The organism is Peribacillus sp. TH27 (assembly GCF_016650915.1).
GTDB lineage: Bacteria > Bacillota > Bacilli > Bacillales > DSM-1321 > Peribacillus > Peribacillus butanolivorans.
On the sequence record NZ_JAEKEV010000002.1, the window covers coordinates 3,364,762 to 3,379,220 of the forward strand.

The 14,459-nt window shown below is 39.6% G+C and carries 13 protein-coding genes; 12 read left to right on the forward strand and 1 reads right to left on the reverse strand.

The window, feature by feature from the left end; all coding sequences use genetic code 11:
- Positions 1-8: 8 nt before the first annotated feature.
- The 7 genes from nuoL to spoIID all read left to right on the forward strand — a co-directional run bounded on the left by nuoL (position 9) and on the right by spoIID (position 8,809).
- Positions 9-1,880 carry an NADH-quinone oxidoreductase subunit L gene (gene nuoL / locus JFU24_RS17600; protein ID WP_201250237.1) on the forward strand — a complete coding sequence of 624 codons (1,872 nt, stop codon included), beginning with the start codon at positions 9-11 and terminating at the stop codon, positions 1,878-1,880.
- Positions 1,877-3,400 carry a complex I subunit 4 family protein gene (locus JFU24_RS17605; protein WP_201187462.1) on the forward strand — a complete coding sequence of 508 codons (1,524 nt, stop codon included), beginning with the start codon at positions 1,877-1,879 and terminating at the stop codon, positions 3,398-3,400. The genes nuoL and JFU24_RS17605 overlap by 4 nt, the downstream gene beginning before the upstream one ends.
- Before the next feature lie 3 nt (positions 3,401-3,403).
- Positions 3,404-4,930, forward strand: a complete 1,527-nt coding sequence (gene nuoN, locus JFU24_RS17610) for an NADH-quinone oxidoreductase subunit NuoN (protein ID WP_201250238.1) — start codon at positions 3,404-3,406, stop codon at positions 4,928-4,930.
- A 149-nt stretch (positions 4,931-5,079) separates the two neighbouring features.
- Positions 5,080-5,322: a DUF1146 family protein gene (locus JFU24_RS17615; protein WP_053348500.1), complete on the forward strand. Its 243-nt coding sequence runs from the start codon at positions 5,080-5,082 to the stop codon at positions 5,320-5,322.
- 167 nt (positions 5,323-5,489) lie between these two features.
- Positions 5,490-6,239, forward strand: a complete 750-nt coding sequence (locus JFU24_RS17620; protein WP_201187458.1) for a YwmB family TATA-box binding protein — start codon at positions 5,490-5,492, stop codon at positions 6,237-6,239.
- Between the two features lie 32 nt (positions 6,240-6,271).
- Positions 6,272-7,573 (forward strand): UDP-N-acetylglucosamine 1-carboxyvinyltransferase, encoded by a 1,302-nt coding sequence (gene murA / locus JFU24_RS17625; RefSeq protein ID WP_053348502.1) that lies wholly within the window; start codon positions 6,272-6,274, stop codon positions 7,571-7,573.
- A 201-nt stretch (positions 7,574-7,774) separates the two neighbouring features.
- A complete protein-coding gene (gene spoIID, locus JFU24_RS17630; protein WP_201187456.1) occupies positions 7,775-8,809 on the forward strand; it encodes a stage II sporulation protein D in 1,035 nt (344 codons plus the stop codon).
- Positions 8,810-8,829: 20 nt separating this feature from the next.
- Here the strand turns inward: spoIID and JFU24_RS17635 are convergent, their stop codons facing one another.
- Entirely contained in the window at positions 8,830-9,255 is a 426-nt protein-coding gene (locus tag JFU24_RS17635; RefSeq protein ID WP_201187454.1) for a VanZ family protein, read from the reverse strand.
- A gap of 152 nt (positions 9,256-9,407) precedes the next feature.
- Between JFU24_RS17635 and JFU24_RS17640 the strand changes: the two genes are divergently transcribed.
- The 5 genes from JFU24_RS17640 (at position 9,408) to JFU24_RS17660 (ending at position 14,404) form a co-directional block, all read left to right on the forward strand.
- Positions 9,408-10,346: a M23 family metallopeptidase gene (locus JFU24_RS17640; RefSeq protein ID WP_201187452.1), complete on the forward strand. Its 939-nt coding sequence runs from the start codon at positions 9,408-9,410 to the stop codon at positions 10,344-10,346.
- 435 nt (positions 10,347-10,781) lie between these two features.
- Positions 10,782-11,054 (forward strand): sporulation transcriptional regulator SpoIIID, encoded by a 273-nt coding sequence (spoIIID, locus tag JFU24_RS17645; protein WP_034315767.1) that lies wholly within the window; start codon positions 10,782-10,784, stop codon positions 11,052-11,054.
- A gap of 321 nt (positions 11,055-11,375) precedes the next feature.
- Positions 11,376-12,377: a rod shape-determining protein gene (gene mreB, locus JFU24_RS17650; protein WP_053348506.1), complete on the forward strand. Its 1,002-nt coding sequence runs from the start codon at positions 11,376-11,378 to the stop codon at positions 12,375-12,377.
- 282 nt (positions 12,378-12,659) lie between these two features.
- Positions 12,660-13,499 carry a flagellar hook-basal body protein gene (locus JFU24_RS17655; protein ID WP_201187450.1) on the forward strand — a complete coding sequence of 280 codons (840 nt, stop codon included), beginning with the start codon at positions 12,660-12,662 and terminating at the stop codon, positions 13,497-13,499.
- Positions 13,500-13,555: 56 nt separating this feature from the next.
- On the forward strand, positions 13,556-14,404 hold the full coding sequence (locus JFU24_RS17660; RefSeq protein WP_201250239.1) for a flagellar hook-basal body protein: 849 nt from the start codon (positions 13,556-13,558) through the stop codon (positions 14,402-14,404).
- The last annotated feature ends 55 nt before the right edge of the window (positions 14,405-14,459 follow it).

Consider the following 14,459-nt stretch of genomic DNA (forward strand, 5'->3'; position numbering starts at 1 on the left):
TTGATACGATGATGGAGAATGCTTGGCTCATACCGATCTTCCCACTCGTCACGTTTCTGGTTCTGCTTCTATCAGGCAGGAGATGGCGAGAACAAGGAGCCTATATAGGAATATTATTAACGCTAGCTTCGTTTATTTTATCGCTGCTTGTCTTGATAGAACGGTTTAAAGAACCTACTTATAAAGTAACGATAGATTGGCTTTCCATCGGTGGGACGCAACTTACGGCAGGATTTGAAATCAATCAGCTTAATGCCTTGATGCTCGTGATTGTTTCACTTGTTAGCCTGCTTGTCCAGATTTACTCGAAGGGGTACATGTACGGTGAAGAGCGATTCTCCATTTTCTATGCATACCTTGGTTTCTTCACCTTTGCAATGCTTGGGCTTGTCATGGCACCCAATTTATTGCAACTCTATTTCTTCTGGGAATTGGTCGGGGTTGGATCCTTCCTATTGATTGGGTTTTACTTTTATAAACAAGAAGCAAAGAAGGCAGCGAAGAAGGCCTTTATTATGACCAGAATAGGTGATGTAGGGCTTTTAATTGGCATTATTCTACTATTCTGGGAAACTGGTAGCTTTGAATATGGAGAGATCTTTCAAGCTGTTCAAGCTGGCGAGATTTCAGTTGGAAGGTTGACGTTGATTGGTGTTCTGATTTTTATCGGTGCGGTTGGGAAATCGGGACAGTTTCCTCTTCACACTTGGCTTCCTGATGCAATGGAAGGTCCGACTCCTGTATCTGCACTGATTCACGCAGCAACTATGGTTGCAGCAGGAGTTTACTTGGTAGCCACTATGTTTCCGTTGTTTCTGGCAAGTGTTACAGCAATGCACGTCGTAGCAGTAACGGGTGGATTTACAGCCATCTTTGCCGCAAGCATTGCTCTTGTGCAAAAGGATGTTAAGCGTGTGCTAGCCTATTCGACGATCTCCCAACTTGGCTTTATGATGCTAGCTTTAGGTACGGCTGGATATGTAGCAGGGGTGTTTCATTTAATGACTCATGCTTTTTTTAAAGCATTGCTGTTTTTAGCAGCAGGAAGTGTAATTCATGCTATACATACACAGAACATAGAAAAAATGGGTGGGTTATGGAAAAGGTTGAATTGGACAGGACCGCTTTTCTTGATTGGAACTTTGGCGATATCGGGGTTTCCCTTGCTGTCAGGGTTTTTCAGTAAAGATGAAATTCTCATGTCAGCCTGGGAGCATGGGGATTATCTCCTATTTACACTTGCGGTGATTACATCTTTTTTAACCGCATTTTATATGTTCCGCCTGTTTTTCATGATATTTGCAGGAGAATCACAAAGTCCAGTTAATCAGGTTAAGGAATCACCTTTAATCATGTTACTTCCTATGTTTATTTTGGCGTTGCTTGCTGTGATTAGTGGATATATTCAAACCCCATGGTTCGGAACATTCCTTGGTGATTGGCTAGTCGAAGGAAATGAAACGCTGCTTGGTGCTAGCCATAATGAGGGACCAGTGTGGATTATGTTTATGGCCGTGTTTGTATCGCTTGCTGGCATATTACTTGCTTATATGATGTACGCTAAAAAGAAGATACCCCGGGACTGGCTCTTCAAAGAGAACTCCAAATTATATAAAGTTTTAGATAATAAGTATTTTATTGATGAGATTTACTTTTTTACAGTATGCTATGCAATTAAGGTCTTTAGTTTATTTCTTTCTTATATTGAAAAGTTCATTGTCGGGGGATTGATCTCAACAGTAACAAGTTCAATAGAGGGGCTAGGGAAAATAGGGTCTAAACTGCAAACAGGACAGGTGCAGCAGTATGGCATGATCGCCTTTCTTGGGCTCGCGGTACTATTGGTCATCTTTGCGTTAACAGGGGGGTATTTAAGATGAATGTCTATTTGCTCTCACTATTAGTGTTTTCTCCGCTACTTGGCATTGTAATGGTTGCCATTATGCCGAAAAAAGAGGAAAGGACAATCAAGCAATTCGGTTTTTTTGGAACACTGCCTCCCCTTATTCTCTCGTTATTTCTATTTAGTCAATATTATTCGGGTGTGGCACTCTCTTCCTTTGATACCAAGATGAATTGGATCCGATTTGGAAATTTGGCGATGTATGACCCTAAATTGTTTACCGTTAATTTTGAATTGGGTCTGGATGGGTTAAGTCTCATCTTTATATTACTGACAACAATCGTTTCGTCGTTAGCAGCGATGGCTTCTATTTATATAAAACAAGAGTGGAAAGGGTATTACCTTTTATTTTTTATTTTAGAGATTGGTATGCTCGGTGTCTTTACAGCAGAAAACTTAATTCTTTTTTTCATCTTTTTTGAAATGACTTTGATTCCGACTTTCTTTTTAATTGGGAGATGGGGATTTTTAGAGAAGGAGAAAGCAGCTTATAGTTTCCTAATTTATAATGGCATTGGTTCGGCGGTTTTATTGGTGGCTATTTTGATTTTGTTTGCCCGGACAGGAACGACGAATATTGCGGCTTTGTCTCAGATGATGACGATGGGCGGCGTCTCGCTCTTTGCACCAATTTCCGGTTCGATGAAGTATGGATTATGTTTGGCCTTCATCATAGCTTTTGCGATTAAGCTGCCCGTATTTCCCTTCCACAGCTGGATGGTGCGGGTTCATGCCGAGGCACCGCCCTCCATTGTTATGATTCATGCAGGTGTCCTTTTGAAAATAGGGGCATACGGAATCATCCGGTTTGGAATGGGGATTTTCCCGGAACAATATAAAAGCCTGGCCTTTATCGTTGTACTTTTTGGAGTCCTAAGCTTGTTGTATGGTGCATTTTTAGCGTTAGTGCAAACGGATTTCAAGCTCGTTTTAGCATATTCCTCGGTTTCGCATATGGGAATCGTTATGATGGGGCTGGGGGCCTTGAACGAATCGGGTATTCAGGGAGCCATCTTTCAAGTTATCTCACATGGATTAATTGCTGCTTTGTTGTTTTTCTTGGTTGCCGTGTTGTATGAGCGTACGGGTACAACCATGTTTAATAAACTTGGCGGCTTGACAAAGTCGATGCCAATATTTTCTGGACTTTTGTTAGCCGGCGGGATGGCTTCCCTCGGTTTGCCTGGGATGTCTGGCTTCATCAGTGAATTTATGGTATTTCTCGGCTTATTCAAGAGTCAGCCATTGTTTGGGGCAATCGGAGCTCTGGGACTTGTTTTAACGGCTGTCTATATGCTGAGAGCGGTCCTGATGATAACGTTTGGTAAAAGTAATAGCTTGGTAGAGAAAGAGAAACATGACCTTAAGGGGCTGGAGTTTGTGCCAACCGTGGTACTCCTCGGGTTGATTATATCGGTTGGGGTGTACCCAAATCTATTAGGCGGGCCTCTTCAAGAAACGATTGATGCCATGATGCTAGCGCTAGGGGGGCGATGAAGGATGGATTGGAACACAATGCTTTCTTACAATTGGGGAGCGATGATGCCAGAATTCATCATCCTTGGAACGGCCATGATTCTTTCGATATTGGATTTATTCTGGCCAAAGCATTTTAATCGAAGGAAACTTGCATGGCTCGCGTTAACCGGAATTATTCTGGCATTTTTGTCACTGATTAGCTTATTTTCCTATGAGACTTTAAGCATCTTATCCGATACATTTCGTTTAGATTCATTTGCAAAAGCATTTAAGCTAATCTTATTATTCGGAGCGGGTCTTGTCATCCTCCTTGCTGAAAGCTACGAGCCCCAAGAGGGATTGCAGGAGCATCGCGGGGAATTTTATTATCTGTTCCTGACCGCATTGCTTGGGGCGATGATCATGACCTCAAGCGGTGATATGATAACCTTGTTTGTTGGACTAGAGCTACTTTCACTTTCTTCTTATATATTAGTAGGAATACGTAAACATAATCGAAAGTCTAATGAAGCGTCTATGAAATATGTGATTAACGGCGGTATTTCCACGGCAATTACTTTGTTCGGAATGAGCTATTTATATGGAGTGACCGGCTCGGTAAATCTAGGGGAGATGAGCCGGACGATGGCCGCTATGACGGATGGTCAGCTGCAATACATTATGGGTCTCGCTTTCTTCATGGTTTTTGTTGGTTTATCCTTTAAGATTGCTGCTGCTCCGTTTCATATGTGGGCGCCGGATGTCTATGAGGGAGCACCTACTCCTGTTGTTGCCTTTTTAAGTGTCATCTCGAAAACTGCAGGATTCGTCATTATCCTGCGCATCTTCCTTTCACTGTTTCTAACCGCTCCCGGTGATACATTCGGAGCACTCGAATTTTTGGAAAAAAATAATATCTATATAGCTTTTGTGGCAGGTTTGACAATCATTATTGGAAATGTAATTGCATTAAGACAACAAAACTTAAAACGGTTATTTGCCTTTTCTAGTATCGCCCATGCCGGTTACCTCCTTATAGCGGTAGCGACAATGGGCGGTGGCTACTTCTTGATGGATACAGTCTGGTTTTACTTACTGGCATATTTACTAATGAATATCGGCGTATTTGCGGTCATTCAACTGCTTTCCAGTCAAAGTGGCTCAGAGGACATAAGTATTGTGGCAGGGCTTGGGGGGAGATCTCCTTACCTTGCCATAGCATTTACTGTCTTTATCCTCTCGTTAGCTGGAATTCCTGGAACGACAGGGTTCATCGGCAAACTGAATATTTTTCTTGGAACATTCATTACTGAACCTGGACATTATGTCCTTGCAGGGATCATGATTGCAGGTACAATTGTGTCCTATGTGTATTATTTTGGATTATTGGTTCAAGTCTTTTTCCGCCCCATTCATTCAGACAAGGTAATTAAAATTCGATCCGGTCTGTCCACCGTTATAATTATTTGTCTAGTAGGCACCATCCTTTTCGGGATAGTTCCAAATATAGCCTTGGATTTTCTCCATAATCAATTTGGGGATTTTACAGACTTTATTTCGAGTGAATGATATAATGCCTGTATTAGAGGCTTGTTCCATTGGATCAAGCCTCTATTTACAGTTTCAAAAAGATATTTTGCAATTCTTCCTTTTATATTCCAAATTCGAAGGGGTTTTGTGTTAGAATAGAAGACGGGTGTCTTTTAGGAGGTATGTACATGTTTTCAACAATGGGACAGCAGGCTTTAACAGGAATAATTGCACACTTGTTTTTCATTGCAGTTACCTGGTGGGCTTTACAGGCATTACACTTTGATAAAATTTTAAGATCCAATTCAGTCATCAAGGCCAGGGTTTTATATATTTTATTAACGGTTGCCATTGGTTCAGTTGTTAGTAATTTCTTCCTTGACTACCTGGGATTTGCGAACCAACTCCCATATATGTTTAGTGATGATTAATAAGCTGTAAGGCTCTGCTTATAGCAAAATATGATTCTACTCTTGTATTCGCCATACTTCCCCTGCTATTAATAATATCAGGTAGTGAGGTGTCACCAATTGTCGGAAAACACGAAGTATGAACTCTCTCCTTGTGGAAAGAATGTATAAAAGGGGAGGGATTTAACATGCATAATTGGAACAAAAAAATGTTAACATACATAGTATTTCTTGGTTTGATGGTGATTTTAATTGGGAATAGAACGATTGTGGCAGAAAGTAAAACCGATATAGTCAAGTTGGTGGAACTGCTACAACAGGATAAGGATTTAAACATAGGAGAATGGTCTGTATATGCTAGAGAAATAAATAAAGAGATTGCAACTAAACAAGATTTTGAAAGAGAAGTATCAGTTTTAAAACAAAAATACCCTCAATTTCAATGGTACCGGGAAGATGATGCTTCCGGCTGGAAGGCTGAGGCGTTAATTCACAATGTCGATTCAGGTCTAACCGAGTCTATTAAAATAATGACAACGGAAGAGAAATTTGATAAAGTTACCTATGTTATTTACGAAGTGAAGGGGCAAAAGTGGAGAAAAGCTAATTCAGCCTTCTTTACAACAACGTTCCAGAACAGGGTGAATGACCTATTTATAGGAACTCCTTCAATTTTTTCTTGTATAAAAGGGTCTATCAATGATAATATGGATTCGGTTTTAAACTCTAAAACTGAAGATCTGTTAGATATGTTCCAAGCAAGGGAAATTGAGAGTGTGCATGAAACAAACTTTACATCTATATCTGCACATTCAACATTGTTTAAACAACCTTTGACAAAAGAAAAATTAAATTTGCAGTTTGGGCTACGGACAGAAGGATTGGGTGACAGAACGAACTTTGTAGTTGGCACACCAATCATAACGTTTGAATATTAATATAGAGAAAATGGACGCGGAGGGGAATACTTTTGGAAAAAATCATCGTCCGCGGCGGAAATAGGCTTAGCGGGACAGTTAAAGTAGAAGGTGCTAAAAACGCCGTTTTGCCAGTTATCGCTGCAACATTATTAGCAAGTGATGGGAAAAGTATCATTAAAGATGTTCCTACGCTCTCCGATGTATATACAATCAACGAAGTATTGCGCAACTTAAATGCAGATGTTGCCTTTCATGACAATCAAGTAACTGTAGATGCATCAAGAGAGTTATTAGAAGAAGCACCATTTGAATATGTACGTAAAATGAGAGCTTCCGTTTTAGTGATGGGCTCATTATTAGCAAGGAATGGCCGGGCCCGCGTTGCTCTCCCTGGTGGTTGTGCCATCGGTTCTCGTCCTATCGATCAACATTTAAAGGGCTTTGAAGCGATGGGAGCAAAAGTGAAGGTCGGTAACGGTTTTATTGATGCCGAAGTTGAAGGCAGACTTAAGGGTGCAAGAGTGTACCTTGACTTCCCAAGTGTAGGTGCCACTGAAAATATCATGATGGCAGCAACACTTGCTGAAGGTACGACTATACTTGAAAATGTGGCCAAAGAGCCTGAAATTGTAGATCTTGCGAATTTCCTTAATAAAATGGGTGCCAAAGTTAGAGGCGCTGGTACGGGTACAATGAGAATCGAAGGTGTCGATAAATTATATGGCACTGAACATGCGATTATACCTGACCGCATCGAGGCTGGTACGTTTATGACGGCGGCTGCTCTTACCGGTGGTAACGTTCTTGTTCAAGGAGCTGTGCCTGAACATCTTACTTCCCTTATTGCGAAAATGGAAGAAATGGGCATTACAATCCTTGAGGAAGAAGATGGATTGCGTGTTATCGGTCCAAAAACCTTGAAGGCTATTGATATTAAAACAATGCCACATCCTGGTTTCCCAACTGATATGCAATCACAAATGATGGCATTATTATTGCGTGCTGAAGGAACAAGTATGATTACGGAGACAGTGTTCGAAAACCGTTTTATGCATGTTGAAGAATTCCGCCGCATGAATGCGAATATAAAAATTGAGGGTCGTTCTGTTATTGTGAATGGACCAACTAATATTCAAGGTGCTGAAGTGGCTGCAACTGATTTACGTGCTGCTGCTGCGCTTATCCTGACTGGATTAGTTGCGGATGGCATTACTCGTGTTACAGAATTAAAGCATCTTGACAGAGGATACGTAAACTTCCATGGTAAATTAGCATCTTTAGGTGCTGATGTGGAGCGTATTAACGAAGAAGTACCTTCAGAAACAAAAAAAATTGCCGATTTAAACGCATAAGATATCTTAAAAAACCCATTCACGCTTCAGTCATTGAAGTGTGAATGGGTTTTTTGTTTTGTTCTAGTATTAAAACTTCTAACTCAGTAACTGTCGTTTTTCTATTCATAAAAGCTTGTCCTTCGACATACATATGTTATGTAGAGATACCTGCTGGATGGGAGAATATCAGCAGAGAACAAGTGTAGGGAGGCCCAGGATTTGAAAGCTATCAAACCGATGATCGTACTATTTATAGCAGTAGCATTTGTGATTATTATGATTCCAGCAGTGCTTGTGCTTCCATTTTCAAGTGATAAGACAAGTGGAAAGTTAGACGAACAATTAGAACAGAAAGCAAAGGAAGAGGGTAAAGAAGTGAGTACAAATGAAATGAGTTCCGTTGAAGTTGCTGTTTACCGTACATCTGCTAAAAAGATTCAAAAACTGCCGATTGAATCGTATTTGGCTGGAGTGGTTGCAGCTGAAATGCCGGCGGATTTTGAGGAAGAAGCATTGAAGGCCCAAGCATTGACAGCCAGAACTTACATTGTCGATCAGCTCATAAACGATAATCGAATGGGCTTGCCAGACGGTGCAGATGTGAGCGATACGGTAATGCATCAAGTTTATATGAATAATGATGAGCTAAAAGAGCAGTGGGGCTCTGATTATAAATGGAAGATGAAGAAAATTAACAAAGCTATTAAGGAAACACAAGGCCAAATTCTAACCTATAATGGAAAACCAATTACAGCGACTTTTTTTTCGACCAGCAATGGATATACAGAGAATTCCGAGGACTATTGGGAAGCAGAGTTTCCTTATTTAAAAAGTGTATCCAGTCCATGGGATAAAGAATCACCAAAGTTTTATAATAAAATGGTAGTGGACGCTGCGGATTTTGAAAAGAAGCTAGGCGTAAGTCTATCATCAGCGACAACAATAGGGACTGTCATTGAAAGAACATCAGGTAATCGTGTAGGTGTAGTTGAAATCGGCGGAAAGAAATTGACAGGGAAGCAGATTCGTGAAAAGCTCGGATTGAAGTCATCTGATTTTAACTGGGAGCGCCAAGGCAACCAAATTGTCATCACGACTAAAGGATATGGACACGGAGTTGGAATGAGTCAATACGGTGCTAATGGAATGGCCAGGGAAGGAAAAAACTATGAAGATATTGTAAAGTACTACTATAAAGGGGTAAAAGTACAGTCTTCTAGCAAGTGGATGAATACAATGACGGCGAAAAAATGAGAGATGGGATTCCCCATCTCTCATTTTTTTTCGCCTAATTTTTCTATAATAGTTAAAAAGCCACGTTCGTGCTTGAAATAGTGGTAGTGAACATGAAAATAGACAGCCAATACTCCGATGATATCTTTGATTACATCTATTAAGGTGGCGGAACGATAGGGAATGAAAGATTGATGATATTCATCTACAATACCGTATAAGCCTGCCACAAGGGCTGCCAACAAGCTTAGCGTTGGCTTCAGTTTTTGGTTTACTGCAAGAGCAGATACGAATAATATGTACAAAATTGCAAATTCGACTAAATGAAGTGCCTCTTTGATAAATCGGTCCGTTGATGATGAGGGGATATCAAGAATAACATCATCAGGAAGGCTGGACATTGTCCAAATGGCAATCATATATAAAAAAGGTAATAACGTTAACACGAGTTTAAAGGCTTTTTTCATAAATTAAACATCCTTCAACAATAAGATACAAAACATTTTACCATTCTACGAATAAAATCGGTTTCTTTTCCACAAAATAAATCTAAAAAATTTTTTACCAAAATGTATATAATCTTAGCAAAATGTTCAGAATGATTGCTGAGGTGATTAATATGAGAGAGGAAGAAAAGAAACCAACTTCCAAAATCCGACGTATACTTAAACAACGTTGGGCGTTATCAGCAATCTATATCGCAAGTGCAGCCATAATCTTAGCCGCGGCCTTCTTATTACAAAATAGTTTTGATGATTCAGCTAATGACGGTAAAGAGGACTCAGCTGAAACAGGAAAAAACTACGATCAGCCTTCAGTCGAGGTCAATAGTAATCTTGAGACAATCAAGATGCCTGTAGCCAATGCCGACAAAACGGTAATTAAAAAACAATTCTATGATGTGAATGCAGATGAAAAGGCACAAGAAGAAGCTTTGGTTTTCTACAACAATAGATATGAGCAAAACAAAGGTATAGACATTGCAATGGAAGATGGAAAAGCTTTCGATGTAAAAGCATCGTTAAGTGGAAATGTAACGAAAGTTCAAGACGATGCTTTGCTTGGCAATTTAATTGAAGTTGAGCATGAAGATGGTGTCGTTACTCGTTATCAATCAGTGAAAGATATCAAAGTAGCGGTTGGTGACAAAGTGAAACAAGGGCAAGCTATTGCTACTGCTGGAAAAAGTCAAATCAATGAAGAAGCAGGCGTGCATGTCCACTTCGAAATCAGAAAAGATAACATTGCATTAAATCCAATTGATTTTGTTGATAAACAAGCATCTGCCATTCAATCAGCAACTGAAACAGAAGGCAGCACACTTGACAATTCAACTGAGAAAGAAGAAACACCAGCAGTTGACGAATCTAAAACTGAGAAAGAAGAAACACCAGCAATTGACGAATCAGAAACTGGAACAGATGAAACGCCTGCAGTTGATGAAACTGAAGAGGGCACAGATTTAGAAAGTGGTACTGATAAGGAAGGCTCTACACCAGGTGAAGATTCTACTGAGAAAAGCGATTCCTTGAAAGATTCGTTAAATCAATCTAATTAAGATTAAGATTTTTAATAAAATCAAAACATAAACCTTGAGCGTTTCGAATGACAACAACTGAAAATTTGGTAAAAGGAAGCCGTTCATTTTGAACGGCTTCCTTTTTTTCTTTCGAGGAAATATTGGTTCAAACGCTGAAACCCTCGCTCTTCCGACAAATTTCTCGGGAAATAATTTGTTTTTAAGGAAAATAAACAGATAAATCTTAGAAATAAATCTAATTCACCTGTCCCATTAGGCATATATTCTTAACCAAGCTAATAAGATGTTATAAACCATGAAAAGAGAGTGTTTGAGGTGAGGAATCGTTTATTACAAATTATCTAATAGTTGAATAATTCTATCTTTCATTGTTTATAGGGCAGCGGTATTCGATTCGAAAAATACGAATCTCATTTCACACTTCTCACATCCAATTTGGGGAGGTCGAGTGGTGTGCACGATTACATCAAAGAAAGAACTATCAAGATAGGAAAGTATATCGTGGAAACTAGAAAAACAGTTCGCGTCATTGCAAAAGAGTTCGGAGTCTCTAAAAGTACAGTGCATAAAGACTTAACGGAGAGGCTGCCAGAAATTAATCCTGATTTGGCTAACGAAGTGAAGGATATATTGGATTATCATAAATCCATTCGTCACCTTCGAGGTGGAGAAGCGACAAAATTAAAATATAAACGATCTGAAAGAGAAGAAGAAATCGTTAAATAAGTATTTAAATTGATTCCGGTATTTGGAAGTGATTCGAGAAATTAGGGAATAGATAAAGAGGACATGAAAATGTGTCATCTTTATAAAACCTTGATTATGAATCTCCATGCCGGGATTTTTTTATTGGGTAAAAGTATGGGATAGTGATTATGGATATATGTAGGTGCATTGATGATGTTTCATATTGGTTATTTAGGAAAAAATAGTATATGTTTATGTTTATTTATAATTCATACTTACTTGTGTCAATACGATATGGTAAAATAAACAATTAGGACAGAAGTAGGTTATATGTGAGGATATTCAAGGAGGATTTAAGAAATGTTTGCTAGAGATATTGGGATAGATCTTGGAACAGCCAATGTTCTAATACATGTCAAAGGTAAAGGAATTGTGTTAAATGAGCCTTCGGTAGTAGCGATCGATAAGAATACAAACCGTGTTCTTGCTGTCGGGGAAGAAGCTCGTAAAATGGTAGGCCGGACTCCAGGAAACATCATCGCAATTCGTCCTTTAAAAGACGGCGTCATTGCGGACTTTGATGTAACAGAATCGATGCTTAAGCATTTTATAAATACATTAAATGTGAAAGGCTTTCTTTCAAAGCCTAGAATTTTAATTTGCTGCCCAACAAACGTAACAAGTGTTGAACAAAAGGCGATTAAAGAAGCTGCAGAAAAGAGCGGTGGAAAGAAAATATTCCTTGAAGAAGAACCAAAAGTAGCTGCAATCGGTGCTGGCATGGATATTTTTCAACCAAGCGGCAATATGGTCGTAGATATCGGCGGCGGTACAACTGACATTGCGGTTCTTTCGATGGGGGATATCGTTACGTCTTCTTCTATTAAAATGGCCGGTGATAAATTTGATAATGAAATTTTACATTATATCAAACGGAAGTATAAGCTTCTAATCGGTGAACGTACAGCAGAAAACATTAAAATTCAGGTTGCAACAGTCTTCCCTGGTTCACGTAAAGAAGTCATTGATATTCGTGGGCGTGATATGGTATCAGGATTACCTAGAACCATCTCTGTCAACTCTGAAGAAATTGAAGAAGCTCTTCGCGAGCAAGTTTCTATCATTGTACAAGCTGCAAAAAGTGTACTTGAGCGGACACCACCTGAACTTTCTGCCGATATTATTGACAGAGGCGTCATTTTAACAGGCGGAGGCGCATTGCTTCATGGTATTGATCTCCTTCTTGCAGAAGAACTTAAAGTCCCAGTACTTGTTGCAGAAAATCCAATGGATTGTGTTGCAATTGGAACTGGAATTATGCTTGATAATATGGACAAATTGCCACGGCACAAATTCAATTAAAAAGCGGACGTGAAAATCTGCATTATAAGATAGGGGTCTAAGGTTCAGACAAACATGAGGCATAGTGAAAGTGCGTGCAGTTCTAGTACTGATGAGCAATAGGCCCTCTTCTTTTAGTTGAAAATTTAACACCATTCCTTTAAATCTGACCTAGCCTATAATACAGACAAATTCTTCTGCCTAATGCTTCTCTTTTTTCCTTAAGATACTGAAGTTTATGACCGATAAGATAGATATAAGAAATTAAACGGTATAAGTAATGTAGAATAAGGAGTGAAGAAGATGTTAAGAGGTTTTTATACAGCTGCTTCTGGGATGCTTACACAGCAAAGGCGTACAGAAATGCTTACAAACAATATGTCCAATGCAAATACAACAGGGTTTAAAGCTGACCAAACGAGTATAAGATCTTTTCCGGAAATGCTTCTCAGCAACATCGATAGTAAAACGATTCCTACAGAAAACAAATTAAGCATGTCGAAGTTTTCTCAGGTAGGGAGCCTTAGTACCGGTGTTTATGTACAAGAAACCAATCCTTTATTTACACAAGGTACTCTAGAGGAAACCCAGCTTAATACAGATCTTGCCTTGGCTGACGAAAATCTTCCAATCAATGAAGGAACCGGTCGGCAAGGGGCGGTGCTTTTTACTGTTCTGGATGGCGATGGTGGACTCCGTTATACACGTAACGGCAGTTTTACTTTAGATGGGCAAGGGTATTTGACTACCCCTAATGGTTATTATGTACTGGATGAGAATAATGAACGAATTCAGCTTGATAGTGATCAGTTTACCGTTACAGAAAACGGTGTTATTTTAGAAGGAAATGTTCAAAAGGCACGCCTTGGCATCGGTTTTTCAGATAATCCATCTGCACAGCTTATGAAAGATGGAGAAGGTCTTTATAAAGTTGTGAATGATGATGAATTACCTAGTGCATATGCGGGTGCAGAGGTTAGTTTTTCTACGAAACAAGGTTTTCTTGAGGGCTCGAATGTCGATCAATCGAGAACGATGACAGAAATGATGTCGTCATACCGCTCTTTTGAAGCTAGTCAGAAAGTCCTTCAAGCCTATGATAAAAGTTTGGATAAAGCGGTCAATGAGGTTGGCAAGCTTTAAGTAATCGATTTGTAGAAAACTGTCTTTGGGAATTTGAACATTTAAGGGGAATGTCTATGAATCGAACTATGATAACAGCGACGAATACGCTAAACCAACTTCAAAGTAAAATTGATCAAATCAGCAATAATATTGCCAATGTGGATACGACTGCTTACAAAAAGACCCAAACGAGTTTTAATGACTTGTTAACGCAAAGTTTTGATAATCAGCCGAGTAAGTCCAAGGAAATTGGAAGGTTGACAACACCTGGTATTCGACAGGGAACAGGTGCTAAGATAAGTCAATCTCAATTGGTGCTTGCACAGGGGGCTTTAAAGACGACAGACCGTAATCTTGATGTGGCATTCACAAAGGAAGATCTATTCTTTACGGTAAGCGTTCAGGATGACAAAGGGGTCAATACAAGGTTAACACGGGATGGTGCTTTTTATTCATCCCCTAGTGCGAAAAATCCAGAACAAATGCTGCTAGTTACCTCTGCTGGGCATCGAGTCCTTGATGAATATGGGGAGCCGATCCTTATTGAGGGGAGTATTAAAGAAATCACAGTTTCGGAAAAAGGCTTATTGACGGTTGATACGGAGGAATTTGGCGAGAAGAGTTTTAGGCTCGGCGTTGTCTCGGTAAAAAAACCACAATTCCTTGACCAATTAGGTGATAATTTACTTGGTCTTCCCGATAACATGAGAGGCCTGGGCGTTACGGAAGATGATATAATGACAGCGCTAACAGGAGATTCACGTAGTGAAATAGCTGTCCGCCAAGGCGTCCTAGAGTCCTCGAATGTCGATCTTTCTAAAGAAATGACGGATTTAATCAATGTTCAGCGTCATTATCAGTTTCAATCTCGTGCCGTAACGATGGCTGATCAAATGAGCGGATTAATCAATGGTATCCGTTGAGTAATAGGAATACAGAATAAAGAATACCTCGCTGCGAGTTTATAACAAATCAGTT

What these genes read in the sequence shown, in the direction of transcription:
- nuoL (WP_201250237.1), top strand. Translation starts at nt 9, where the DNA reads ATGATGGAGAATGCTTGGCTCATACCGATCTTCCCACTCGTCACGTTT.
- JFU24_RS17605 (WP_201187462.1), top strand. Translation starts at nt 1,877, where the DNA reads ATGAATGTCTATTTGCTCTCACTATTAGTGTTTTCTCCGCTACTTGGC.
- nuoN (WP_201250238.1), top strand. Translation starts at nt 3,404, where the DNA reads ATGGATTGGAACACAATGCTTTCTTACAATTGGGGAGCGATGATGCCA.
- JFU24_RS17615 (WP_053348500.1), top strand. Translation starts at nt 5,080, where the DNA reads ATGTTTTCAACAATGGGACAGCAGGCTTTAACAGGAATAATTGCACAC.
- JFU24_RS17620 (WP_201187458.1), top strand. Translation starts at nt 5,490, where the DNA reads ATGCATAATTGGAACAAAAAAATGTTAACATACATAGTATTTCTTGGT.
- JFU24_RS17635 (WP_201187454.1), bottom strand. Translation starts at nt 9,255, where the DNA reads ATGAAAAAAGCCTTTAAACTCGTGTTAACGTTATTACCTTTTTTATAT.
- JFU24_RS17640 (WP_201187452.1), top strand. Translation starts at nt 9,408, where the DNA reads ATGAGAGAGGAAGAAAAGAAACCAACTTCCAAAATCCGACGTATACTT.
- mreB (WP_053348506.1), top strand. Translation starts at nt 11,376, where the DNA reads ATGTTTGCTAGAGATATTGGGATAGATCTTGGAACAGCCAATGTTCTA.
- JFU24_RS17655 (WP_201187450.1), top strand. Translation starts at nt 12,660, where the DNA reads ATGTTAAGAGGTTTTTATACAGCTGCTTCTGGGATGCTTACACAGCAA.
- JFU24_RS17660 (WP_201250239.1), top strand. Translation starts at nt 13,556, where the DNA reads ATGAATCGAACTATGATAACAGCGACGAATACGCTAAACCAACTTCAA.